At 62.4% G+C, this 24,140-nt stretch carries 21 protein-coding genes and 1 riboswitch; of the genes, 7 read left to right on the plus strand and 14 right to left on the minus strand.

Features of this window, described 5'->3' with window-relative positions:
• The first annotated feature begins 153 nt into the window (after window positions 1–153).
• Window positions 154–1,293: a multidrug effflux MFS transporter gene (locus ACRCJM_RS07645; RefSeq protein WP_431464448.1), complete on the plus strand. Its 1,140-nt coding sequence runs from the start codon at window positions 154–156 to the stop codon at window positions 1,291–1,293.
• Between the two features lie 18 nt (window positions 1,294–1,311).
• On the opposite strand, the gene ACRCJM_RS07650 is transcribed toward ACRCJM_RS07645, so the two are convergent.
• The 4 genes from ACRCJM_RS07650 to ACRCJM_RS07665 all read right to left on the minus strand — a co-directional run bounded on the left by ACRCJM_RS07650 (window position 1,312) and on the right by ACRCJM_RS07665 (window position 5,460).
• Window positions 1,312–2,193, minus strand: coding sequence for an aminotransferase class IV (locus ACRCJM_RS07650; RefSeq protein ID WP_431464449.1), 882 nt, complete (start codon window positions 2,191–2,193; stop codon window positions 1,312–1,314).
• Between the two features lie 242 nt (window positions 2,194–2,435).
• Window positions 2,436–3,236 carry an energy-coupling factor transporter transmembrane component T family protein gene (locus tag ACRCJM_RS07655; protein WP_237205706.1) on the minus strand — a complete coding sequence of 267 codons (801 nt, stop codon included), beginning with the start codon at window positions 3,234–3,236 and terminating at the stop codon, window positions 2,436–2,438.
• Complete coding sequence (locus ACRCJM_RS07660) at window positions 3,226–4,827, minus strand: ABC transporter ATP-binding protein (RefSeq protein WP_431464450.1); 1,602 nt, start codon at window positions 4,825–4,827, stop codon at window positions 3,226–3,228. The genes ACRCJM_RS07655 and ACRCJM_RS07660 overlap by 11 nt, the downstream gene beginning before the upstream one ends.
• A gap of 15 nt (window positions 4,828–4,842) precedes the next feature.
• Window positions 4,843–5,460 carry an ECF transporter S component gene (locus ACRCJM_RS07665; protein WP_431464451.1) on the minus strand — a complete coding sequence of 206 codons (618 nt, stop codon included), beginning with the start codon at window positions 5,458–5,460 and terminating at the stop codon, window positions 4,843–4,845.
• 56 nt (window positions 5,461–5,516) lie between these two features.
• Window positions 5,517–5,621: riboswitch (TPP riboswitch) on the minus strand.
• A gap of 178 nt (window positions 5,622–5,799) precedes the next feature.
• Here ACRCJM_RS07665 and ACRCJM_RS07670 point away from each other — a divergent pair.
• Both ACRCJM_RS07670 and ACRCJM_RS07675 read left to right on the plus strand, forming a co-directional pair.
• Window positions 5,800–6,063, plus strand: coding sequence for a DUF4235 domain-containing protein (locus tag ACRCJM_RS07670; protein WP_185173499.1), 264 nt, complete (start codon window positions 5,800–5,802; stop codon window positions 6,061–6,063).
• A 126-nt stretch (window positions 6,064–6,189) separates the two neighbouring features.
• Complete coding sequence (locus ACRCJM_RS07675) at window positions 6,190–7,497, plus strand: MFS transporter (protein WP_431464452.1); 1,308 nt, start codon at window positions 6,190–6,192, stop codon at window positions 7,495–7,497.
• Window positions 7,498–7,509: 12 nt separating this feature from the next.
• On the opposite strand, the gene ACRCJM_RS07680 is transcribed toward ACRCJM_RS07675, so the two are convergent.
• From ACRCJM_RS07680 to ACRCJM_RS07690, 3 genes are all read right to left on the minus strand, one after another.
• Entirely contained in the window at window positions 7,510–8,712 is a 1,203-nt protein-coding gene (locus ACRCJM_RS07680) for a hypothetical protein (RefSeq protein ID WP_431464453.1), read from the minus strand.
• A 12-nt stretch (window positions 8,713–8,724) separates the two neighbouring features.
• Entirely contained in the window at window positions 8,725–9,321 is a 597-nt protein-coding gene (gene dcd / locus ACRCJM_RS07685; RefSeq protein ID WP_431464454.1) for a dCTP deaminase, read from the minus strand.
• 147 nt (window positions 9,322–9,468) lie between these two features.
• A complete protein-coding gene (locus tag ACRCJM_RS07690) occupies window positions 9,469–11,235 on the minus strand; it encodes an alkaline phosphatase (protein WP_431464455.1) in 1,767 nt (588 codons plus the stop codon).
• A gap of 262 nt (window positions 11,236–11,497) precedes the next feature.
• Here ACRCJM_RS07690 and ACRCJM_RS07695 point away from each other — a divergent pair, with 262 nt between their 5' ends.
• Entirely contained in the window at window positions 11,498–12,601 is a 1,104-nt protein-coding gene (locus ACRCJM_RS07695) for a MauE/DoxX family redox-associated membrane protein (protein ID WP_431464456.1), read from the plus strand.
• Window positions 12,602–12,695: 94 nt separating this feature from the next.
• On the opposite strand, the gene ACRCJM_RS07700 is transcribed toward ACRCJM_RS07695, so the two are convergent.
• Entirely contained in the window at window positions 12,696–13,391 is a 696-nt protein-coding gene (locus tag ACRCJM_RS07700; RefSeq protein ID WP_237187188.1) for a hypothetical protein, read from the minus strand.
• 109 nt (window positions 13,392–13,500) lie between these two features.
• Between ACRCJM_RS07700 and ACRCJM_RS07705 the strand changes: the two genes are divergently transcribed.
• The gene (locus ACRCJM_RS07705) at window positions 13,501–14,439 is read left to right on the plus strand and encodes a hypothetical protein (RefSeq protein ID WP_431464457.1); all 939 of its coding nucleotides are present in this window, start codon (window positions 13,501–13,503) and stop codon (window positions 14,437–14,439) included.
• Window positions 14,440–14,454: 15 nt separating this feature from the next.
• On the opposite strand, the gene ACRCJM_RS07710 is transcribed toward ACRCJM_RS07705, so the two are convergent.
• The gene (locus ACRCJM_RS07710; protein ID WP_431464458.1) at window positions 14,455–16,386 is read right to left on the minus strand and encodes an NHL domain-containing thioredoxin family protein; all 1,932 of its coding nucleotides are present in this window, start codon (window positions 16,384–16,386) and stop codon (window positions 14,455–14,457) included.
• A gap of 254 nt (window positions 16,387–16,640) precedes the next feature.
• Between ACRCJM_RS07710 and ACRCJM_RS07715 the strand changes: the two genes are divergently transcribed.
• On the plus strand, window positions 16,641–18,005 hold the full coding sequence (locus ACRCJM_RS07715) for an amino acid permease (protein WP_237187191.1): 1,365 nt from the start codon (window positions 16,641–16,643) through the stop codon (window positions 18,003–18,005).
• 234 nt (window positions 18,006–18,239) lie between these two features.
• Window positions 18,240–18,449, plus strand: a complete 210-nt coding sequence (locus ACRCJM_RS07720; RefSeq protein ID WP_431464459.1) for a hypothetical protein — start codon at window positions 18,240–18,242, stop codon at window positions 18,447–18,449.
• Between the two features lie 96 nt (window positions 18,450–18,545).
• On the opposite strand, the gene ACRCJM_RS07725 is transcribed toward ACRCJM_RS07720, so the two are convergent.
• The 5 genes from ACRCJM_RS07725 to ACRCJM_RS07745 all read right to left on the minus strand — a co-directional run bounded on the left by ACRCJM_RS07725 (window position 18,546) and on the right by ACRCJM_RS07745 (window position 24,111).
• Window positions 18,546–20,693: a cytochrome c oxidase assembly protein gene (locus ACRCJM_RS07725; RefSeq protein ID WP_431464460.1), complete on the minus strand. Its 2,148-nt coding sequence runs from the start codon at window positions 20,691–20,693 to the stop codon at window positions 18,546–18,548.
• A gap of 30 nt (window positions 20,694–20,723) precedes the next feature.
• Window positions 20,724–22,076 carry a Dyp-type peroxidase gene (locus tag ACRCJM_RS07730; protein WP_431464461.1) on the minus strand — a complete coding sequence of 451 codons (1,353 nt, stop codon included), beginning with the start codon at window positions 22,074–22,076 and terminating at the stop codon, window positions 20,724–20,726.
• Window positions 22,077–22,183: 107 nt separating this feature from the next.
• Entirely contained in the window at window positions 22,184–22,846 is a 663-nt protein-coding gene (locus ACRCJM_RS07735; protein ID WP_431464462.1) for a copper chaperone PCu(A)C, read from the minus strand.
• A 34-nt stretch (window positions 22,847–22,880) separates the two neighbouring features.
• Window positions 22,881–23,492: a copper resistance CopC family protein gene (locus ACRCJM_RS07740; protein ID WP_431464463.1), complete on the minus strand. Its 612-nt coding sequence runs from the start codon at window positions 23,490–23,492 to the stop codon at window positions 22,881–22,883.
• A gap of 43 nt (window positions 23,493–23,535) precedes the next feature.
• Window positions 23,536–24,111: a hypothetical protein gene (locus ACRCJM_RS07745; RefSeq protein ID WP_431464464.1), complete on the minus strand. Its 576-nt coding sequence runs from the start codon at window positions 24,109–24,111 to the stop codon at window positions 23,536–23,538.
• Between the last annotated feature and the right edge of the window lie 29 nt (window positions 24,112–24,140).

Raw genomic sequence — 24,140 nt, forward strand, 5'->3', positions numbered from 1 at the left:
GAAATTAATCCTAGAGCACGCACTGATATTTTCAGCGGTAGGTCATATTTTTTCATTTCTGCAACATCACATTAGTTTCCCTATCAAATAAGAAACCAGCGAGCGTAGAATGGACGGGTTGAAAACCGCCCCTAAGAGGAAGACCCACCGCCGATGAGCTCAGCCGCCGCACCTAATCGGGGCCTGCCGCCGATTGCAATTATTACCCTGGCGTCACTCACCGCTGTGGGCCCGCTGGCCATTGATATGTACCTGGCAGCACTCCCGGCTATCGCGGTTGATCTAGGTACCACTACCGCTTACGCCCAGCTGACTCTGACCGCCTTCATGGTGGGTATGGGTACCGGGCAGTTCATCGTGGGGCCGCTTTCAGACAAGACCGGGCGCCGTCTGCCCCTGCTCATCGGTGTAACCCTCTGCGCCCTCTCGGCCCTGGTCTGCGTCTTTGCGCCTACCATTGAGCTGTTTATTGCGGCCCGTTTCGTGATGGGCTTTACCGGCTCCATCGGCATGGTGCTAGCCCGCGCTATCGTGGCCGATTCCACCAGCGGCCTGCAGACCGCCCGCCTGCTGGGCATCATGATGATGATCAACGGTATCGCCCCGGTCGCCGCCCCGCTCATCGGCGGCTTCGTGCTGGCTCACGGTACCTGGCGCGATATTTTCAAGGTCATTAGCGTCATTATCGCTATTTCCCTGGTGCTGGTTCTCTTCTTCATCAAGGAGTCTCTGCCCGCTAACAAGCGCCGCACCGGCTCCCTGCTCTCAGCCTATGCCGGCATTATCGAGGTGGCCCAAATCCGCCGCTACCGGGGGTTCATGCTGACCATGGTGCTGGCCTTCGGTGCCCTCTTTAGCTATATCTCCGGCTCGCCCTACCTGCTGCAAAACGTCATGGGTCTGAGCGAAACCCACTTCACCTACGTCTTTGGCCTGAACTCCCTGGCCATCGTCCTTGCTTCCACCGTGATGACTTCCCTGGTGGGTAAGGTTGCCCTGCGCAAGCTCCTCGTCGTTGGCACCAGCTCCCTGCTGACCGTCAGCCTGCTCCTGCTGGGCTACTTCCTACTGGGCACCCCTTCGCTTGTTCCCACCATGGTTCTGCTGTTTGCCTTCACAGCCTCGGTCGGCATGGTCTTTGGTAACGCCTCAGCCCTGGTTGCCCTGGGCGGCAGCAGCGCCTACCTACCCATGGCCTGCGCGATGATGGGGTTTGCGGCCCTCAGCGCTCTGAGCCTAGCTACTACGCCGCGGGCCGAGAGCGACTACGCGATTGACCGACCCAAACCCTAGCGAGTATCTACCCCACCGCTAGCCGCGCGCCAGGTAGCCCAGCAGTTCTTCGGTTAGTTCTTTATCGGTGGCCACGGGAGTACCGTTGAGGTGGGTAACCGGCGCCAGTAGACGTACCGAGGACGCCAGCCACACGGCGTCCGCCTCCAGCAGGTCCTGGGGGTAGAGGGGCCCGTAGCCGAGCTCCCACCCGGCTGCGCGAGCGCCCGCAAAGATAGCACCCTGGGTGGTGCCGGGCAGAATGCCGTGGGCCGGTTCGGGGGTGTAGAGCACCTTCTTCTGCCCCTCGATTTTGGCAACGATTACCGATGAGGTTGCCCCCTCAAGAATGCGGCGGTCGTCGGTCACCCAGATAGCGTCGTCCGCACCGTGTTTGCCCACGTAGCGCAGTACTGACATATTGATGGCGTAGGAGAGGGTCTTGGCTCCGGCCAGGAGCCAGGGGTAGGCGGAGTCTTCGGCGGGGTCGTGGCCGCGCGGCAGGAGCATAGCTCGCACCCCCTGCTCGCGCTGACGCAGAATCGTGGGTGAGGACGGGGCCACGGTCACCCAGGCGTGGGGGCCGGCTTCAACGGTACCGCGGGAGATGATGATCTTGACGGTGTGCTCTTCACCCAGCACGGTCTGGGGCCCCTGGGCAGCGGCATCGACGGCCAGCTGCACAGCAGCCCGCAGATTATCTTCAGCGGGCAGGGGCAGGTCGAGCAAGCGGGCGGAGCCGGCCAGGCGAGTCAGGTGGGCTTCAAATTTACGGACGCGGCGGTTAGCGGCCAGCATGGTTTCAAAGACGCCGTCGCCGCGGGTCAGCCCCTGGTCTTCGATGTTGATGAGGGGGGCGGTGGCGTCAACCAGCTCACCGGCGGGGTTGGCTTCAGTTAGCATCACAACGGTTGTAGTCATACTTCCAAGCCTAACCCTTAACGCTGATGCTCCCGCGGCAACCTGGCGTTAAGGGCTGCGGGGCGGGAGCACCTGATGCGAGCACCGCGTGCGGCGCGAGCGTTCTTCGAGCCCTCTGGTCGGGAGCTCGAACTCTTTCCCAGTACTACCAGGCGTGGGGTCTGGTGACCGGGTACACGCTTTCACTCTAACGCGGTCGGTGGGGCTTTCTCAAAGATTTTTGGACTTTTTAGGTCATATTTTTACTGCCACACCCAGGTGAGGGTGCCAGCAAGGCCCGATGTCACGTAGCCGATGATGAGCGTTCCCAGACAGCACAGCAGGAAGATCGAATCATCCCTGCTGTAGACGGGAACGCGGGCCCAGGTGCGGGGCCCGGCACCGAAACCACGAGCTTCCATGGTGACAGCCAGGCGGGTGCCGCGCCGGATAGCTTGCACCAGCAGGGCAAAGGTCTGCCCGGCCAGGGTACGGACGCGGCGGAGCAGGGAGTCGCTTGCCCCCAGTCCCCGCGCCCGCCGTGCCTGCCCCAGGGTGTGCCATTCGCTGAACATGAGCCCCAGCAGGCGTAGGGCGGCCAGGGCTGCCAGGACGAAGCGGGCCGGCAGTTTAGCCGTCTGTGCCAGGGAGTCGCCCAGGTGGGTGGGGTCAGTGGTGGTGATAAGCAAGAGGCTGGGCAGAATCAGGGCCAGGCCACGAATCATCAGGGAGATACCCATGGCAAGGGAGTCGGTGGTAATCCAGATAAACCCCACCTGGAGCACCGTCTCCCCCGTTTTATCGGCGATCAGCGAGGTGGACCAGCCGGTGAGCAGGGTGCCAATCAGCAGGGGCCAGAAACGGGCCAACAGGGCGAACGGCTGCACGCCCCAGGCTTTGAGCAGGGCCAGTTCAAGGGCAAATACCACTAGGGCTGTGCCCCAGTCTTTGATGAGCAGCAGCCCTATCGATAGCAGGAAGGTAGCCAGCAGTTTGGTGCCCGCGTTGAGCTTTCCGGCGCGGCTACGGTGGGCAGGGCCTAGCGCGAAAAGGTCAAGAGCCATGGGTGGGTTCCGCTTTCTGCAGGGTCAGGCGCGTACCGCCGAGGGCCGCTACATAGTCTGTATCGTGGGTTACCGATATAACGGCAAGCCCCCGGTCGAGCAGTTCTTTAATGAGGGTGACGAGCTCGGCCCAGGTGGTGGCGTCCTGCCCGAAGGTAGGTTCATCAAGCACCAGGACAGCCGGTTCGGTAGCCAGGGCTGTGGCTACCGATAACCGCCGTTTTTCACCGCCCGAGAGGGTGAAGGGGTTAGCATCGGCCAGGTCGGTAAGGCGCAGGCGGGCAAGGAGCTCATCGGTGCGGGCAGCCAGCCAGTCTTCATCAATCTTCTCCTTGCGCACACGGGCCAGGTGCCGGGGGCCAAACTCTAGTTCTGCGCGCACGGTGGGGGCAAGGAACTGTTGCTCCGGCTCCTGGAAAACCAGACCGATACGATCGGCCAGCTCGGCAGCGGGCCAGCTAGCCGGATCGGAGCTACGGTGCCGGGCGGGTAGACCCGCGACGAGTGCCTCGTGGGCATAGACCTGCCCAGCAGCCGGGTAGATTAGCCCGGCAAGGGTCAGCGCCAGGGTCGACTTCCCGGCACCGTTGGGCCCCAAAAGAGCCAGGTGCTCCCCGGAAGAAAGGGTCAGGTTAATTCCACTAGCTAGGGTGGGCAGATCGAGAGTAGGCACCTGCCCCGCGGCGATAGCGCGGGAGCGCTCCTTGCGCTGGTGACGGGTAGGTAGCTGCCGGGTCAGGGCCACCTCGCGGGCCTCAAGTAGCGGGGAGGGCTCGTCCGTACCCTGCCCGGGGCGGACGTCCGCCCCCACCTTCCTTGCCCGGGGCGGGTGGGGCACATAGCCGGGCGCCCACACCCCACCGGCAATGAGCTGGTCGCGGGCCTGTTCCAGCACCTGCGCAGGCGGGCCGTCGAAGCTGATACCGCCCTGAGCATCGAGCACCAGCACCCGGTCAACGTGCTCTGCCCAAATACCAACCCGGTGTTCAATAACCACCAGGGTAGCGCCCGATGCGGCAGCGGCGGCCAGGACGGCGTCGCGCACCTCAAGCACACCCGCCGGGTCGAGGTTGGCGGTGGGTTCGTCCAGGAGCAGGGCACCGGGGTGCATAGCCAAGATACCGGCTAAGCCCAGCCTCTGCTTCTGCCCGCCAGAGAGAGCCGAGGTGGAACGGTCAAGGGGCAGGGAGCCCAGACCGACGGCCTCCAGGGCCCAGGTCGCCCGGTCCCAGATATCCTCGCGGGGCACCCCCAGGTTCTCGGGTCCGAAGGCCACGTCATCGCCTACCCGCGCCAGCACCACCGAGCTTTCGGGGTCCTGCTGCATAAGCCCGCAGACCCCGCGGGCCTCGGTGGGAGTCTGCCCGTTGACGGTCAGCTCACCTAGCTGGGTTTGGTCGTCCTCGTCAACAAGCAGGCCCGCCATGGCGTGCAGCAGAGTCGATTTGCCCGCGCCAGAAGGGCCCACCAGGAGCACTTTCTGCCCCGGGGCGATCTCAAAGTTCAGCCCCGAAAAGGCAGGGGTAGCCCGCCCGGGGTGGTGCCAGCCGAAATTACGGGCCACAAAGCGGGCCCCCTGCTCTATCTGCACGCGCCTGCCCCCGGTCTAGGCCTGGGAACGGGGTGAGGTGCTAGCCCGGCGGCGGGCACGGCCAGCGGCCAAAGAATCGAGCACACCGGTCGTCACCAGGGCGCGGGTGAGAAGCCACGACACCAGACCAGCCAGCAGGGTGCCGGAGATAACGCCGCACACCGCGTAGGTGACAGCCTTGGAGCCCTCAAAGACGCCCGCGTAGTAGATAAAGAGCTCAGAAATACTCATAAAGGCACCGGCAGAAGCACCCGCTAGCAGGGCGGTGCCCAGGTTCCAGACGCGGTAGGCAAAGAGCAGGAAGACCAGCTCGGTGCCCAGGCCCTGGATAATGCCGGAGATAATAATCGCTACAGAGTAGCTACTGCCCAGCAGCATAGAAATCACCGCAGCCAGCAGCTCGGTGTAGAGGGCAGCGCCGGGCTTACGGATGATATAGCCGCCAAGGACGCCCGCAATCAGCCAGGTGCCGCCCACCAGCGAGGCGTACTCGGGGGCCAGGGCCAAGGCGGTTTGGGCCATGTTGTAGCCGCCGTTATTCCAGGCCCAGAAGAGCACAGCGCAGGCAACAGCCAGCACAGAGGCTACTACGATATCGTTAACGCGCCAGGTCAGCGCAGCTTTCTTAGACATAAGCCTTCCTTTGGTGTGGTACAGCAAAGGGGGCATGCACCGGCAGGCAAAAAAACCAGCCGTTCTGTTCGACTCCCTAGCGCCGGTACTAACCGGATCAGGTTCGAGGGTCTGCATGTGCACTCTCAGCGCCCCGTGTGGGCGCTCCCCTGTCGTTTCCGCCGTGGGCGGACGTTCCTTCTGAACGCCTTTGTAGTATAGGCAGGTCAACCGGGCAAAGAAAAGATACAAACTTTTATGACAGAAGCCGCTGCCAGCTGCCCACATTTACACAGTACTGATAGTGTTAGTGCCAGTAGCTCTCTGTAGAGCCTCCATCAGCTACCGAAAGGGAACCTCATGAACCCCCTCATCAAGATCGCAGGAACCGCTGCCTCACTCGGCGGCGTTGCCCTGGCCAACAAGGTCCTGGGCGCAACCTGGACCAAGATTACCGGCAACGAGCCCCCCGCCAATAACCCCGACGACGATGAGCGCTGGCGCGACATCATCCTCTGGTCCCTCATCACCGGCCTGGTCGGCACCGTCATCAAGGTCAGCATCACCCGTGCCCAGCACAAGATTGAAGCAAAGGCCGGATCAGGCAACCAGGCTGAGGTCTAAGCCCGGCCGGTAGTCCCGCCTGCAAGGCTGGCCCCGCTCAGTGATGAGCGGGGCCAGCCTTTACTTTTACCGTCATTTAACCGTTTCACAGGCCACAAGTAACAACCGGGCCGATAGCATATAGCCATGACCACACCAGCACCCGGCAGCGCCACCGCTACCGCCCCTGCCTCCCGCTCCACCTTCTTCGCCTGGACCCTGTGGGATGTGGGCAACGCCAGCTTCAACGCGATCATGACGACCTTCGTCTTCACGGTCTACCTCACCAGCTCCAGCTTTGGCAGCACCGAGCACACCTCGGCCGTCCTCTCCGCCGGTCTCACCATCGCAGGTTTCTTCATCGCTCTACTTGCCCCGCTCTCGGGCCAGCGGGCCGATGTGACCGGCCGCCGCGGCCTCTGGCTGACCGTCAACAGCCTGCTCCTGGTGCTTCTGATGGCCCTGTGCTTCTTCGTAGCCCCCTCCCCCGACTACCTTATCTGGGGTGTGGCCCTGCTGGCCCTGGGCAACCTGGTCAATGAGTTCGCCGTGGTCAACTACAACGCTATCCTGCCCACTATCTCTACCCGAGATACCATCGGCAAAATGAGCGGAACCGGCTGGGCAGCTGGCTACTTTGGCGGCATCGTAGCCCTGCTCCTTGTGCTCGTGGGGTTCATCTCCCCCGGTCTGATAGGTATTACGGAGGACGGCGCCCTCAACGTCCGCGCCGTGGCCCTCTTCTCGGCGGCCTGGGCTCTAGTCTTCTCTCTGCCCCTGATTCTCAAGGTGCGTTCCCTGCCGCAGACGGTGCGTCCGGACGCCCCCCGTACCGGGGTTCTCGCCTCCTACAAACAGCTTTTTGCCACCGTCGTCAGGCTCTACCGGCAGGCCCCCACAACCCTCTACTTCCTGGTGTCGTCCGCTGTTTTCCGCGACGGCCTCAACGGTATCTTTACCTTCGGCGGCATCCTCGCGGCGGGTTCCTTTGGCTTTAGTACCAACCAGGTGATTATCTTTGCCATCTTCGGCAACATCGTGGCAGGGGCAGGGGCCATGCTGGGCGGTTTCTTCGACGACCGTTTTGGCCCCAAACGCGTCATTATCTTCTCGCTGGTAGCCCTCATCGTGGTAGCCATCCCCCTGCTGGTCTGGCCGTCCACCACCATGTTCTGGGTCTGCGGCCTCGCCCTGTGCGCCTTTGTCGGCCCGGCTCAGTCAGCGGCTCGATCCTATCTGGGTCGCCTGGTCGAGGAAGGCCAGGAAGGTGAGATTTACGGGCTCTACTCCACCACCGGCCGCGCGGCCAGCTTCCTGGCCCCCGCCCTCTTCGGCATCTTCGTCACCCTCATGGGCAGCCAGATTTGGGGCATCGTCGGCATCATCATCGTGCTCCTGGCCGGCCTGCTCCTGATGATTCCCATTAAGGACCCACAGGTGGCCGCAGGGAAGTAAGCCCTGACCGGCCTAGGTTCGGCTATCGGGGAGCGGGGCGTCCTCAGGGGCATCAGGTTGGCGAATGACTTTGAGCATCTGCCCGTCGACCATGCCCCGCAGGGCCGTGTCAAAGTCAAGGCGGGCGATGTCTCCGTAAAGCTCAATCATGGCCTCGTAAATATCGTCTGCACGCTGGGGGGTCTCTAAGAAAGACCAAATATCCCAACCGATGATAGAGATACGTGAGAGCCTGCCTGATGTAGTCAGTAAGAAGCTATCCCCAATTGCCAAGCCCTCAGTACCGGGGGCCCGCTGGTAGAGCTTGTCGCCACTTGTCCCACCCGTTACGGGCTCGGGGTCACACAGGTATTCAAAATCTGGGGTGAGCGGCGGAATACCTAGTCGCCCCGCAAGCAGGTCACGGAAGAAAGGGAGCGTCTCAGTAATCTCGCTGTAGGTCAGCTTGATAGCCCCGCCCACCCGGTTCAGAAGTCGGGCTAGTTCCCCTAGCCCCTGGGGCATCTGCTGCACCCCAGAGGACTGCAGAACAATCGTAAAGAGGGCGTCATCGAGCGGCAGGCGTTCCCAGCTCACCGGTGCCTGCCCGGTCTTATCCCGGTCAAGAATTACCAGGTGCGAGAGGGTGTAGGTGCTGCCAGGCGCAGCGACTTTGAGCCCCCGCTGAGCAGGGTCGTACTGAACCTTTGGCGCATTTTCCTCTTCAATCACCGAAAGGGGCTTGGGGTAGGGCATGATGCTCAGGTCATCGACGTTGACCACGGCCGTCTCGTCACTGAGGTAGGCAAAAGAGGCCCCCAGCACGCTGGCTGCGGTGGTTTTACCGGTGCCAGAAGCTGCCACCAGGCCCACAGCTTGCCCGCTCTCTGCGTCGCCTAATACAGCGGCGTGCAAGAGGTGCTTGTTCCCCGCATGGGCTTTGAGCAGGTGCATGGTGACGTGCACCGTAAGGCGCTCGGCTGCAAGCCCCTCGTCAGAGCTATCAATAGTGGTAGTTTCAAGGCCCTTGGGGTAGGCAGCTACCACGTCGGCAGCTGGCCGCCGGGTCAGCACGACCAGGCGGACGTCCTCCGCATGGGCCTCCATGAGGGGGTCAATAATCTGCGGGGTTAGGGACCCCCAGGCACGCAGGGAGTCCTCCCAGAGCCGGTCCGACGCGTCCTCAAAGACCACCAGCACCGGAACGTCTGCGGGGTGAAGCAACAGGCCGCGCATGAGGGGGCTCCTTTAGCTGATCGGGGTATCGGTAGGGATGAGGGTCTTATGGAAGTTCAGGTAGCTGCGCGAGGCGGTGGGGCCGCGCTGGCCCTGGTAGCGGTTGCCGTAGGCTCCTGACCCGTAGGGGTGCTCGGTTGCGCTGGTGAGCTGGAAGAAGCAAAGCTGGCCGACCTTAGAGCCGGGCCAGAGCATAATCGGCAGGGTCGCCATATTCGACAGCTCCAGGGTCACATGGCCCGAGAAGCCGGGGTCGATAAAGCCGGCGGTGGAGTGGGTGAGCAGGCCCAGACGCCCCAGGGAGGACTTGCCCTCAAGTCGGGCAGCAATATTATCGGGCAGGGTCACCTTCTCGTAGGTTGCACCCAGCACGAATTCGCCAGGGTGCAGGATGAAGGGCTCATCGGGTGCCACCTCTACCAGGCGGGTAAGGTCTTCCTGGGCCTGGGAAGGGTCGATGTAGGGGTACTTGTGATTGTCGAAGAGCCTGAAAAAGCGGTCAATGCGCACGTCAACCGAGGCGGGCTGAATCATTGACGGATCGTAGGGCTCTAGGGCAATTCGCCCGGCATCAATCTCTTTGCGGATATCCTGATCAGAAAATAGCACACTTCAAAAATACCGTACTCCCCCAGCCCCTTGCGGGCGCCCTACCGCAGATCTTCAAGAAACCAGCAGCAAAACGGCTGGCCCTCCGGCAGCGAAAGGCTGCCGGAGGGCCAGAGAAGGGCACTGCCGAGGTGCTCGGTGAGGGTACTAGCTAGAGCGCTTCTTACGCTGGACGGTCAGGGCAAGAGCACCGAGGCCGAGCAGGGCGAGCGCGCCAAGGGCCAGGGCGGCCACCGAGGCGCCGGTAGAGGCCAGCACACCCTTGGCAGGCTTTGTGCTGCTACTTGCAACGTTGCCGGTACCGGAGGTGTCAGCGCCCGAGGTGAGGGCGGCTGCGCTAGTGCTCTGTTGGTCGGAATTGGTGGGCTGGGTCGAAGCGGTAGGTTCTGCTGGGGGCTCCTGGCTGGGGGCGGCGGACGCACTCGGCTCAGCGCTGGGGGCAGAGGTAGGATCGGCGGTGGGCTGGCTGGTCGACTGAACGGTCGGCTCTGCGGTGGGGTTAGCTGAAGGGTCTGCGGTGGGTTCAGCCGTTGGCTCTTCGGTCGGGGCGGGGATGGGTTCAGCTGAGGCGACCCATTTGGTGTCGAGCAGCCAGTTGGCCAGGCTGGTGTTATCGAGGTAGCGTCCGCGCACCTGGTCACGCCCTACGGTAGCGGCCTCTAGCTCGGCAGCACCGGCCCCCTTGGAGAAGAAGGGAACCAGCATGTTGGTGTGGTCACCCGAGTTCCAGGAGTGGGTGGGGTACTGGCCGATGCCCTGGGGCACCATGGGATTAAAGCCGCCTTCGGGGTCACCCATGAGGTAGCCGGTTTCGTGGTCAGCGGTTACGATGACCAGGGTTTCGTCCCAGCTGGAGTTCTGCTCAACCCAGGCGTTCACAGCGTCTACCGCTTTAAAGAAGTCGGTAGTCTCTTCAAGAGCGTGCTGGGTCTGGTTGGCGTGGCCGGTCCAGTCGATGGCGCCGCCTTCGACCATGAGGAAGAAGCCTTCGGAGTTGTTGTCCAGAACGTTGAGGGCGCCCTGGGTCATGGTGGGCAGGTCAACGACATCGTTGGGGGTAGCTGCATCGCTGCGGGCCTGCTGCAGGGTGGTGGCGACCTGGGCGATGCCGAAAACACGGTCAGGGGTGTCGCCGGTGGTGAGTTTCTCGAAGGCTGCGTCGTCTTCAACAAAGGTGAAGTCGGTAGCCCCGGTTGAGAGGGCGGTGTAGTCAGCCTCGCTGATGTAGCGGTAGCTGGGGTTGGAGATCTTCTGGTGGTCGTTGTTGTACCAGGGGTGGCCCGCCCACATCACCACGTCCATGGTGCCGTAGACCTGCTGGTTGGCGATTTCTAGGTAGTTGTTGCGTGAAAGGCTGTGGGCAGAGAAGGACGCCGGGGTTGCGTGGGAGTACTGCACGCTAGAGACCACGCCCGCGGACTTGCCCAGTGACTTGGCACGTTCTGAGAGGTTTTCGACGGTCTGTTCGTTCACGTCTACGCCGATGCCGGCGTTGTAGGTTTTGACGCCGGTGGCCATAGCGGTGCCGGCTGCGGCGGAGTCGGTGGGGCTGTTCTTGACCCAGTCGAAGTTAGCCCAGGCAGCGTTGGGGTCGTAGGCGGGGCCCTCGGCCCAGTTGGTCTGCATCGAAAGACGGTTCCAGCTCTGGAAGCCGCTGCCGCTGTAGGCGGAGTTCAGCAGGGTAGCGCTGATGGCCTTGTGGTCACCGCCGGTTTCGACCTGGTAGTGCACCTTGCCGGTGGTGTAGGCGTTGTAGAGGTCGAGGTAGTTATAACCCATACCGTCGCCAATGAGCACGATGACGTTCTTGGGGGTGGAGGTTGCTGATTCAGCTTGGGCGGGGGCGTAGGCGTCGGTAAAGAGGAGTAAGGACGCGGCAGCGCAGCTGGCGGCCCGACGGAAGGTGAGAGACATGCGGGTGCTTTCGTGTGTAGTGTATGTGCCGTGACTAGGCTAAAAAGCTAACGTTACCTAGGGGCCACCCCTAGCTGACTAAAAGTTGAGGGCAAGCTTAACGTTCGGTACGTTACCGGCCGGTAACTGCTACCCGGAGCCCCCTGCTAGGCCCGTTTTTTCTTTCTCTTGGGCCAGTGGCGTAGTGCACCCCCTGCATCGTGCTGAAGAAGCGTACCCTTAAAAAGATAAGTATCTTATTTCACTCGCACGAAAGCAGACTATGACTCCCCTAGTGCTATGCACGCTCACCATTATTGTGACGCTGGCTGTGAGCGGTTACGCCAAGGCGAAAGAGCCTTCCAGCACGGTTACCGCTATCGTCAATCTCAAGCTAGATCAGTGGCTGCCGGTTAAGCCGATTGCCAGGGTCTTGCCCTGGGCAGAGCTGGCCCTGGCGGCCGTCCTTTTCTTTGCCCCCGGTATTATCCAGATTCTTGCGGCTCTAGCCGCCCTGCTGCTCTTTATTGGTTACTGGGCCGTTATCGCACGGGCTGTGGTCCAGGGTAATACCGCCAGCTGTAACTGTTTCGGGTCAGCTTCTACCGCCCCCGTCTCGGTCTACACCCTGGTTCGCAACACAGCCCTCCTGTTGGCTGCCTGTGGCGCCCTCATCGGGGCCCTGACCACCGGCGGTTCAGCCCTGACCATGCTCCTGGCCCTCGACGCCAACGGTTGGCTCTGGGTGATTGGTGCCGGCCTGGCCTCGCTGACCCTCTGGGCGATTTACTGCTCTGAGCTGGTTCCTGCTACCGAGGAAGAGAAGGCCGCACCGGCCCTTGAATCACCCGTGGATGAGGAGGGCGAGTACGTCCGCACCCCTGTCCCCTTCGCACCCCTCTACTACCCCCACGAGGACCGCTCACTGCCTGCCGGTTCAGGCGAACAAACCAGCCTGCGTGACCTGGCCCTGCAGCAGGCCCGTGTGCTCTTCTTCGTCTCCCCCGGTTGTGGTCACTGCCACCAGGTCATCGGCAAGATTGACGAATGGCAGCAGCAGCTGCCCATGCTTGGCATTCACCCGGTCGTATCAAACGACTCCGATATCGACCGCTTCAGTTTCACCGGCGATATCCAGGCCTTTGTTGACCCCGGCTTTAAAACCCAGCGCATTTTCGGCAACGGCACCCCCAGCGCTGTCGCGCTCGGTGCGGACGGCCTTCTGGCAGGCGGGCCGGTCTTCGGTGGTGGCAGGGTCATGAGCTTCGTCGAAGACATCATTGCTGAGATTAACGCTGACTACGAGAACCATGTAGAGGCAGATGCTGATGCGGACGACAGCCAGCTCACCTCAAACTACGAAATCGTCGCGGATGACCGCCAGTAGTTTCTAGGGCCTGTTCCCAGCAGATAGGCCAAGGCCCGGGGTTCCCCTGATATCAGGGGAACCCCGGGCCTTTCTTTAGCCGGTGAACGTCTGGCTACAGAATATTGAACTGCTGCAGGGTCTCTTCGGGGAGAACGGCGGCAACGGCTAGGGCCAGCAGGAAGAGCAGGGAGATGACGCCCACGGTGGTGGACTTCCAGCCGGGGTGTAGCTCGTTGAAGGTCACCAGGCCGGGGTGCTGCTTGTTCATCTGGGTCACGTTGATGACCTGGTAGACGGTGGTCTGAGGGGCAATTGCGGTGGCGATGGAGCGCAGGGTTTTGGCGTCCCAGATACGCCCGTCAAGGCGGAAAACACGCTTGCCCTTAGCGTTCACGGCCCAGAGGGCGGGCACCCCCTTGTAGCGCAAAGCTGCCATGCCGGTTAGCTCCTTGCCCGCTGCCTGGCGGGGGGTGAGACGCTCAGCGAAGACGGTCTGAGAAATCGAGCTGAGCTCGGCAGCCTGCCAGCCGAACAGGCGTCCGCTCAGTACGTGGGTTTCGGTTTTAACCACGATTTGGGGGCGCAGGGTGGAGTAGATAGCAAAGAGGGCACCCAGGGTGATTAGGCCCAGAAGCACCATAAAGACCGGGGTGGGGCGCTTGGCCACCATGAACCAGATGCAAGCTAAAGCCAGCACACCCGCGGGCACACCCGCGATGAGGCGGCGGTGGTAGGAGTTGATACGGGGGTGAAAGATCTTCGTGACGGCCCCGTACTTATCGGGTACCTGGTGAGCGTGTTCTGCCATGGCTCTACTCTATCGGCAGTACCGCCCAAACGGGGCGTAAGCGCGTGTGAGCTACATTTAAAGGGTGCATTTTAGATCTTCAGTAGACCGTGTTTTAGCCTGGTGGTTGTTGGGCGTCCTTGCCGCGCTTGTTATCGCCCTTACTTCTTTAGCCCTCATTAACCGTCTGGTCTACGGGCCGCAGGGGCAGGTGCGCGCCTACTTCGCTGCGGTGCGGGAGGGCGACGGTTCTAAAGCCCTGGGTATCTTGGGTGCCCAGGTTCCCGATGCCAGCGCCGCTATGCTCGATGGGGATGCCCTGCAGGCCTCCTTTGCCGGTCTCAAAGATCTTTCGACCGAAACTATCACCGTGACGGACGGCGGGGAGCGGGCTACCGTGACCGTTACCTACACCCTCGATGGGCAGGCTGGTAGCACGGACTTCTATCTGCATAAGGTGGGCTCCTACTGGGGAGTCTTTGACCAGTGGCAGATTGACGCCGGTGAACTGCCGACCGTGGAAATTACCTCAAATTCGGTGGAGGCCGCTACCCTCAATAACACTAAGGTGGCGGTTGAGGGAGGAACCCGTAAGTTTGCGGTGCTCTACCCCGGCTCTTATACGGTCACCTATGAGTCAGCACTGTATACCGCTGGGTCGCAGACGGTCGATGTGACGGCTCCCAGTAGTGAGCCGTCCACCCTTGCTGTAGAACTCACCCCTTCTGAAACTGCGGTGACCTCGGTTCAGCAGCAGATTAAGACCTATCTTGATACCTGTGCCGCGCAGAGTTCCCTCTACCCCACCGGCTGCCCCTTTGAGTACGACTTTTCAGGTCGAGTGGACGGCGATGTGACCTGGCTTGTCACGAAGTACCCCCAGCCAGAGGTGACTTTGGCCGGGGGCAAGTGGGCCCTGGGTAAGAGCAGCGGTGAGGCAGAGATTTCCTTTACCGAGCTTGACCTCTATACGGGCAAGACCCAGCAGGTCACAGAGACAGTTCCTTTTACCCTGACTGGCTCGCTCTCTGCCAGCGGGGAGACTCTTACCTTTACCCCCGCTGGCTAAACATCCCTGCTTTGCCTAGTTCACCCCGCGCAGGTCTAGCACCAGATCAGACTCGTCTGCGGCATCCCCGGTGACGATGACGGGCAGACCCCAGTCCTGCTGGTAGAGGTGGCAGGCCGCGTGGTCGGGAATTTCGCCGCCGGGTTCACCGTCGCAGGCTGCTGCGCGGGCGGTAATGTGCAGGACGGCCTCGGTAATCTCGGGGTTGAGCACCAGGTGGCGGGTCAGGCCCTGGGAGGTGCCCGCGCCTTCGAGGATGAAGTTCTCGGGGGTGGATGAAATCTTGAGCTGGGTGGGGTCGCCCCAGCGGGTATCGAGCTTCTGACCGGTGGGGGCACTAAAGCGGGCGGTGAAGTCCAAGGTGCCGCCAGTCAGCTGGGTGGATTTGCGGGTAACCTGGGAGGCCCCCTCATCCACGTGCTGCATGGCCTCGGGAATAGCTACACGCACCAGCTGGTGGGCGTTGGCTTCCACCACGATCAGGCGGGCGCCGCAGTCCTTGGTCTCTTCCACCAGCAGGTCAGAGGGCTCGGCAAAGCCACGGTCCAGGGTGCCCAGGGTGCCGGTTGCCGGGTCGAACCGGCGGATAGCGCCGTTGTAGGTGTCGGCGATAGCGATGGAGCCGTCGGGCAGTTCGGTGAGGCCCAGGCAGTGTTGCATGCGGGCGTCCTCACGGGTGCCGTCCACGAAGCCGAAGTCGAAGAGGCCGATGCCCACAGCGGAGCTGACGGTAGCTGCGCCGTTCTCAAAGGTGATCTGGCGCAGGGCGGAGGTTTCGGAGTCGGCAACCCAGATGGAGCCGTCACGGGCTTCGATAATGCCGGAGGACTGGGCGAACCAGGAGTCGGCAGCCGCGCCGTCCTTAAGACCCTCGGCACCTGTACCCGCGAAAACAGCCAGCTGGCCGGTTGCGGGGTCGAAGCTGAAGATCTGGTGGGTGCCTGCCATGGCGATCAGGAAGACGGATGCCTCACGGGAGTAGACCAGGTCCCAAGGGGAGGACAGGGCGACAGAGCGGGGATCGGCGCCCTCGGCAATGAAGTTGGGGTCGGTGCGGGCGGTGTCGCCGTCGATCAGGCGCTGGGCGCCGGAGCCTGCCAGGGTGGTGACGGTTCCGTCGGCTAGGCGCAGGCCGCGAATACGGTGATTCACAGAATCGGCGATGAGGACGTCCGCCCCCAGGGTCTCTCGCAGATCAGCAGGCACCAGGGCCAGGCCCTGGGGTTCGTTGAAGCGGGCGGTGGTGGCGTCGCCGTCCGCGTAGCCCTTCTCGGGGCCGCCGAAGCTGGCCAGGGGGGTTTCAAGGTCACCCTCGACCTGCACCAGGCGGTGGCGGGCGGTGTCGGTGACCAGGTAGGTGCCGGGACGTCCGGCCAGGTCTTCGGGTAGGGCAAGGGCCTTGCCGGGGAAGGCGAAGGTGCCCTGGGGCTTGGGGCGGGGCACGTAGGGGCCGTCGCCGCGGTGCAGGGTGCCCTTGGCTTCGTGTTCTTCGACGAGTTCGTGCACCAGGGAGGTGAGGCCCTTGACGTGGCCCTCACCGGAGAGGTGGGCGACGATGTAGCCTTCGGGGTCGACGACGACCAGGGTAGGCCAGGCGCGGGCGGTGTAGGCGTTCCAGGTGTCCAGGTTGGGGTCGTCGAGTACGGGGTGGGTGATGTCGTAGCGGTCGACGGCGGCGGCGAGCGCCACCGGGTCGGCTTCGTGTTCGAACTTGGGTGAGTGCACGCCGACGGTGACGAGGACGTCTGCGAATTCTTCTTCGAGGGGGCGCAGCTCATCGAGCACATGCAGGCAGTTCATGCAGCAGAAGGTCCAGAAGTCGAGGATGACGATTTTTCCGCGCAGGCTTTCGAGGGAAAGCTGTTTGTCGCCGGTGTTGAGCCAGCCTCGGCCGATAAGTTCTGAGGCGCGGACTTTGGTCTGGCGTGCGGCTGCATTCTCTGCCATGGTTCTCCTTCTGTGGTGCGCGGCTCAGGCGCAAGATTCAGTTACCCACCAGCCTAGTGGGCTGTTGGGGGTAGGGGCATTTGTTGCGCTGTGTGTAGGTGGCGGCGTCATAGAACTCAACTGTGCGTAACACTTGCGTAACGGTTAGGATTATCTGCAGCTGCCACCGGGTGCGCGGGCGGGAAGTTTTTGCGGACGCCGGTGGTTAAAGCAGGTGCGCACATGTGGGTGCGCTGTAGCTCAAGAAGGTATGTGTGACGCTTACACGCGAGATAAAGCAGCCGGTATCTGATACCCGTTTGGCCCGGTCTTTGCAGCCGCGGCATCTGTCGATGATTGCTATGGGCGGGGCGATTGGTGCTGGCCTGTTGGTGGCTTCGTCGACGGCTATTGTGACGGCGGGCCCTGCTGTTATTGTGACCTATCTGCTGGCTGGCACGGTGTTGGTGCTGGTGATGCGGATGCTGGGTGAGATGGCTGCCCGGACTCCTGAGACGGGGTCTTTTTCTGTCTATGCCCGTCGCTATATTGGCCGGTGGGCTGGGTTCTCGGTGGGCTGGTTGTACTGGTGGTTTTGGTCGGTGACGGTGGCGATTGAGGCTACAGCGGCCGCCACTATTGTGAGTGGCTGGTGGCCGGCGGCTCCTCAGTGGCTGGTGGCCCTGGTGCTGGTTCTGGCTTTCATGGGTTTGAATCTGCTGTCAGTGCGGTCCTACGGTGAGGCGGAGTTCTGGTTTTCCTCCATCAAGATTGGGGCGATTGCCGTGATTATTGTGGTGGGTCTTCTGGCTGTGCTGGGGCTGATCCCTAACTCCACGGCGTCCTTTGCTAACTACACGGCGGGGGGCGGCTTCTTTGCTAACGGTGTGGGTGCGATTTTTACCGCCCTGTTAGCGGTGATTTTTTCGATGTTTGGGGCTGAGATTGCCACGGTGGCAGCCGGTGAGTCTAGTAACCCTGCGGTTGCTGTGGCTAAGGCGGTGCGGTCGGTGATTTTCCGGGTGCTTTTCTTCTATGTGGGGTCTATTGCGGTGACTCTGCTGGTGATTCCTTGGACGATGGTGACGGCGGGTTCTTCTCCCTTTGTGACCATGTTTGAGGCCCTGGGTATTCCCTATGCCGGGTTGGCCATGAATATTGTGGTGCTCACGGCCCTGCTGTCGTGCCTGAACGCTAGTCTTTATGCTGCCTCGCGCATGGTCTTTGCCCTGGCAGAGCAGGGGGACGCCCCGCGCGCCTTTTCCCGCGTTTCTAGTACCCGGGCGCCCCGCAACGCCATTGTGCTCTCGTCTCTTATCGGGGTGGTGTCGGTGGCCCTCAACTATTTCATGCCCGAGCAGGTCTTCTCCCTGCTGGTGAACTCCACTGGCGGGGTTGGCATCTTTGTCTGGCTGATTGTGGCGGTCTCCCATCTGCGGAGCCGTAGGCTAGATGGTGAAGGGGGAAGCGGCGTCATCAACTACATCCTCATCGTGGGTCTGTTAGCCCTGCTGGTGTACATGGGTATCACCGAAGCCCATCGCCTAGAGGTGCTCATATCGGTCACGGTTGCTGTGGTGCTTGCTGCCCTGGGTGCCTTCACCCATCGTCATAGTACGACTGTTTCATCACATCGCTAAGATTTTTAGGGGACACCCCGGGTCAGCTGCACCCCAAGAGCAGCCCAGAAACCGGGGGTACACGCCCCAGCTTGTCCCCCAAGCAGTCTTTTTTCAAGGGTTCTCCCAGGTAAACGAAAGAAAACGCCTGTCTTAGGGTGGTTAGATTAAAGAGACCTTCGGGTCGGCACCAGAGTTTTCCCGCTCTATCCCGACCCAATCTAACCCCACCTTTACGATGTTTGGAGGCTTCTGATGACCCAGCACACTGCAGCTCCCTCGTCATCGCCCCTGTTTGAGAAAATCTCTCAGATTTCTGCCCGCCTAGAGCAGGTCAGCCCGCTGAGTGGTCCGATTCCCACCGTCCCGTCGGTAAGCAGCCAGGCGGCCTCCGGCGGCACCCGCTTTGCCGAACCGGCTAAGTCAAGCAACCAGCCTGTTCAGCCCTGGAGCCAGGCCTCCTAGCGCAAAACCTCATAGGGGAAAAAGACAGACGAAGGCCCGGGCAGGTACCTGCCCGGGCCTTCGTCTACTCAGATACGCCTTCCCCCTCGCAGGGATCTAGCGGCGGGCGTCCTTTTCTGCCAGCTGCGCAAACATGTCGTTATAAGCGTTGAGCTCGGCATCCCCGTCGCGGTCAGCCTGGCGGTCGATGCGCTTTTGTACCTTCTTATCGTTCATGGACCACTGCACCGCCACTGCAACGGCAATAATCATGGTGGGTATCTCACCGATCGCCCACATGAGAGAGCCACCCAGCTTCTGGTCATCAATGGCAGGCAGGCCCCAGGGGCGGCCCAGGTTACCGAACCAGGAGGCCTGTAGCAGGGTGTCCATCTGCATAATCGAGATACCCACAAAGGCGTGATAGCCCAGGGTCGCGATAATCATGATGAGGCGCATGGGGTAGGTGGGGCGGTTGGGAATGGGGTCGATACCGATGAGTACCAGGCTGAAGATATAGCCGGTTATTAAAAAGTGAATCAGCATGAACTCGTGGCCCACGTGGTAGCGCAGCATCACCCCGAAGAGGGGGGTGAAGTAAACGATCACAATCGACCCTGCGAAGTTGACGGCCGCGAAGATGGGGTGGGTAATCACCTTGGACCAGCCCGAGTGCACCAGGCGCAGAATCCATTCGCGGGGCCCGCGGGTGCCGTCCTGGCGGGGTTCAAGGGCGCGCAGTAGCAGGGTGACGGGGGCACCGAGTACCAGGAAGATGGGGCAGACCATGGTCAGGAGCATGTGTTCTACCATGTGCACCGAGAAAAGCACCATGGAGTAGACAGCCAGAGCCCCGCAGGTGATGTAGAGCAGCACGAAGAGACCCAGGAACCAGGAAAGGGCACGGGCAAGGGGCCAGTGGCCGCCTGCACGCCGCACCTTAATCAGTGCCCAGAGGTAGGCGAAGGCGGCGAAGCTGATGAAGGCCACCCAGAACCAGTCAAAACGCCACTGGGTAAACCACTCGGCAACATGCGGTTCTGGCGGCATGTCGTAGAGGGTGATGATGCGGACGGGCTCGGCACCGGCATCCAGGGTTTCGGGTGCGGGCGGCGGGGTGCGAGAGAGGGAAACAGCTAGGCCGCTGGTTGCGCCCATGAGCACCAGCTCGCAGGCGATGGCATACCAGAGGCCCCGGGCGGCGCTGGTAAGCCCGGATTGCATCATGGGTATCAGACGCAGGCGATGCACCACGCCGAAGGCACCCAGCACCAGGGTGAGCATTAGCTTGGCCAGTACCAGCGCCCCGTAGGTGGTCGTAAAAAGATCCCCCAGGCTGTTCATCCGTACCAGGGCATTGACTACGCCTGAGAGCACCACCAGCACGAACCCGAAAAGGGCCAGCACGGAATAGCGGCGCAGCACCGCTACAGCCAGGGGCACACGACGGGCGGACGCCGATGCCGCACCCCGCTGCCCCTCAGCCAGAGTGCCGGTGCCCGCGTCCTCGCCGGTAATGTCGCGGGAAATAAAAGCCAGCACCATGAGCCCACCGCACCAGAGCACCACACCGAGCAGGTGCAGGCCCAGGGAGTTCACCGCGCCCATGTGGTCATCGCCGCCCGATGAGTGGCCGCCCAGGGCCATAGCCACGATGCCAACCAGCGACAGGCCCAGGGTCAGCAGCAGGCCGGTAAGTGAGCGCACCGCAAAGACCAGGGTGGCCACAGTGGCAGCCACGATAATGCTGGTGGCCTCCTGCTTACCCGAGTCGATGGTAGTGATGTAGCTGATGAGTTCCGAGGTGTAGTCGGCCCCGCCCGATGGCGACCGGCCCGAGATATCGGCGTAGCTGAAAATGAGCACCGCGATGGCGGCGATAGTCCAGGTGATAGCGGCAGCGGACGCCAGCGTCAGGGTGCGGGTAAAGGCCGGGTGTTCGGTGCGGTGCAGGTTCTTCTGCCGCTGGGCCGCATCGGTTGCGTGAGCCATATTGACCTTGGCCCGCCCCCGCGCCGAATCGAGGAAGCGGGGCACCACCCCTAAGGCAAAGACAAGGGAACCCATGGTCGCTGCCATCGAGAAGTTTTGTAGGCTCTCAGCTACCGGCAGGCCCCAGCGCACCAGGGCGCCGGCGTCCGCTAGGTCGGTACCGGCGTTTGAGCCGGTCACCAGCAGGCTCAAAACCAGAGCGACAAGGGAGGCTGCGGGGAAGGCCCATATCCAGATGGGCTTGAGCCCGCGCTCCATCTCGTGTGCTGCCATGTCTATACCTTGATTCCTGTCGATGGTGATTTAGTTGAAGAGGCTCTCGCCCACGAAGCCACCTTCGCGAGCGCCGGCGGGTAGGGCGAAGACCGCTGAGCCGATGGGTACGGTCCAGGTGTTGAGCATATCGAGCTCGGCCAGGCGCTGCTGGATGGGGAGGAACTGCTTGACGGGGTCTGCCTGGTAGGAGCAGAAAATCAGGCCGGTAGAGCTCACTCCCCCGCTGACCTGCTGGTGTTCTGAGAAACCCGAGGTGTTCTGCACCGGCAGGTCGTAGTTATAGCCCCGGCGCAGAATCTGTTCCACCCGGTTTTGGGCGGCGGCCCGGCGGATGTGGGCGTAGGGGGCAATGACGGTAAAGCCAAGGTCGTTCGTTGCGGAGAGGTCTGCGGGGTCGCGTTCTTCGGTGCCGGTCAGGGGGGCTCCGTTGGTGAGGTTGCGCCCTACGGCGTCCTCGCGGGCGGGGCGGTCGGCCTGGTCCCAGGTATCGAGGTTCATGTGGATACGGCGGATAACCAGGGAGGTACCGCCCTCTTCCCAGGGGGTAAGCTCCTCGTGGTTGCCCCAGACGTAGGATTCCATGGTTCCATCCCCTGTGGAAGGGTTGATGGTTCCATCGACCTGGCCGAAGAGGTTGCGCATGGTCATACCGTCCGGTTCGCTGCCGTAGGCGCGGCGGAAGCCCTCTTGCACCCAGCGCACCGAAGCGAAGCTGCGGGTGTTTTTGAGCAAGACGCGCTGGGCGTGGGCCAGGGTGAAACGGTCAGAGCAGCAGATTTGGAGGAGCATATCGCCGTCGTTCCACTGGTCTTGGAGCTGGTCAATCTGCTTGAAGGCGGGCAGGGGGCGCAGCCAGGAGGGTTTCTTCTCGGGGGCTACGATATCGAAGATACGCTCGCCAAAGCCGAAGGTGATGGTGAGGTTAGCCGGTACGGTTGCGAGTTCCGGTTCTTGGTCGGTGATGGGTGCCCGCCCTGCGGTGAGGCGGGCGGCGTCCTCGGTCAGAATGGTGAGCATGCGGCGCACACCGTCGCGGTCAAGGCCGGTGTTGAGAGTGAGGGCTATAAAGACGCCGTAGCTGGGGGCGGGGGTATCGACACCCGCCTGGCGGGCCCCGTAGAAGGGCACGATTGCTTCTTGCAGGGGCGGTGTAGCGGGCTCATCTTCCCCTTCAGCTTTCATAGCTGATGCAGCATATTGGCTTGCCAAAGTGACAGCAACGCCGGTTCCCAGGCCTAGGGCTCCGGCCAGGGCTACGCGCCGGTTGGTCCCGCGTGGGCTTGCAGCTTTTTCTTGGTCGCCCGGCTTGTCTTCTAGCTGGGGGCCAGTCTCTGCACCGCTGAGGGCTCGGTTCAGGTCTTCATCAAATGAGCTGGTCATGGTGTTTTCCTTGGGCCCCGAGCTGCCGCCCCCCTCAACAGAGGGCGGACGGCAGCCAGGCCGGTTACTAGCTGGTGGCAGTTAGAGGGGGTTCGGTAACTGCTACCCTAGTTGCACTGCGGCAGGGTGGCAGCTGCTGATTCGCTGGAGCTAGCGTGGCCCGAGTGCATGGAGTGGTCGCTAGATTGGCTGGTATCGGCTGCGGTACTGGCGGCGTCACCGGGAGCGTATTCCTCCTGGGCACCGGCATAGTCGCGTACAGCAGCCTCAAAGCTGACTTCCCCCGCTGAGGTCTGCAGGGTGATGATATCGCTGGTGCCTGCTGCCAGGGCGCAGTTCATGTCCATGAGCATGATGTGGTCCCCGCCGGGGGCCAGTTCGAGGGTGGTACCGGGTTCAAGGGTGAAGCCGCCCTCTACGGCCTTCATGGTGCTAGTGCCGGTTGCCGGGTCGATGACGGTGGTGTGGAGCTCCACCATACCGGCCGTTGAGTTGCTGGCGCCCTCAATAGTGATGGGGGTATCCCCGGTGTTGGTGATAGTGGCGAAGGCTGCGGTCATATCGCCGCTGTTGGCCTTAATCCAGGCTTCATCGACGGTGAGCGGGGCGCTAGCCTCACTGGAGGATGAGCTAGCGGAGGCACTAGTAGCGGCACCGCTGCTGGCAGTTGAACTGCTGTTGGCCGAGGTGTCGGTGCTACCGCAGCCGGTCAGTACCAGCAGGGCGATAGCGGGCAGGGTGAGGGCAGGTAAAAATTTCTGTGATGACATGGTGCTTCTTCTTCGAATGCGAGGGGTGGACGGCTTACTTGCGCTTGGTCTTAGCCAGCACGACGACGAGGGCTGAGCCCAGGGCTGCTACTGCCACAAGGGCCAGCACGACCTTGAGGGGGGTTGAAAGCCCCTCTGATGCCTGGCTTACAGGGTCACTAGCTGCAGGGGCGCTAGTGCCGGTGTTTTCTGCTGAGGGTTCAGCCGCACCGGTGGTTGCAGCCTGGGTGGTAGCGCTCGTTGCGTTGCTGCCCTGGCCCACGGTGTAGGTGAAGGTTCCCTGGATGGGGTGGCCGTCTGATGAGACAACCCGCCAGGTGACGGTGTAGGTGTCATCGGCAGCGGCGGTGGCCAGGTCCTGGGTGACCACGGTGCCGTCCACCTCGGGGTCTCCATCGGTAACGCTGTCACCGGCGGCGTTGGTGACGCGCACCTGGTTGGCGCCGTCTACGTCCATGATGTCACCGCTGTAGGTGAGTTCTAGGCTGGCAGGTGCTTGGGTGAGGGTGGCCCCGTCGGCGGGGTTGGTGGAAATCAGCTCGTCGTGGGCGGAAGCCGGGGTCGCCCCCAGCAGGCTAGCGGCGGCTAGGGCCGCAGTTGCAACGAGGGTACGGGTAAGGGTTGAGGCTGTCTGAGCCTTAAACATGAGAATTGTCCTTGCGTGTCGAAAAGGTTGATGGTCTTTCGGGTTAGGCAAGGACGGGCGGGCCGCGAGGGGCTCGGCAGGTTCTCGCCAGTAGGCTGACGAGGTGGGTGGGGAAGGTAGTAACCGGCAGGGCGGGGGCTTCCAGGAGTGGGCGCACCCACGCAGGTTCTAGCTTGGCGCGTACGTAGCCCAGCAGAGCACGGAGGGCCAGGAGCAGGCTCTCGCCGTAGGCTAGCAGGGCAAAGGTGGCAGCTGCCGCCAGGGCATGGCCAATCCACATAGCGGGCCCGGCCTGGGCCAGGGGTTCAGTAGGTACAGCACTCAGGAGCAGCTCTGCTCCGTGGTGGGCGTGCCCAGCTGGCGCAGGGGCCAGGGGCTGGCCGTGGCTATAGAGGGCGTGCAGGGTACCTTGCCCGGCGGCTACTCCGAAAGCCAGACTGGTGCGGGGCAGCTTCAGGCGGGTGACGCCAAGAGTCAGCAGGGCCGCCAGGGAGGTAGCAAGGGCCAGGACGAGCGGGTGAGGCAGGTGCCCACCGGCTAGCAGGTGGGAAATAGCACCTAGACCGGTGGCGCTACCGGCAATAAGCCAGGAGCGGGCTACCTGGTGCCCTCGGCGCATGTTTCCTCCCCTACTGTGCATGCTGGGTG

Source organism: Rothia sp. L_38 (assembly GCF_050689125.1).
In the GTDB taxonomy this organism is placed as follows: Bacteria; Actinomycetota; Actinomycetes; order Actinomycetales; family Micrococcaceae; genus Rothia.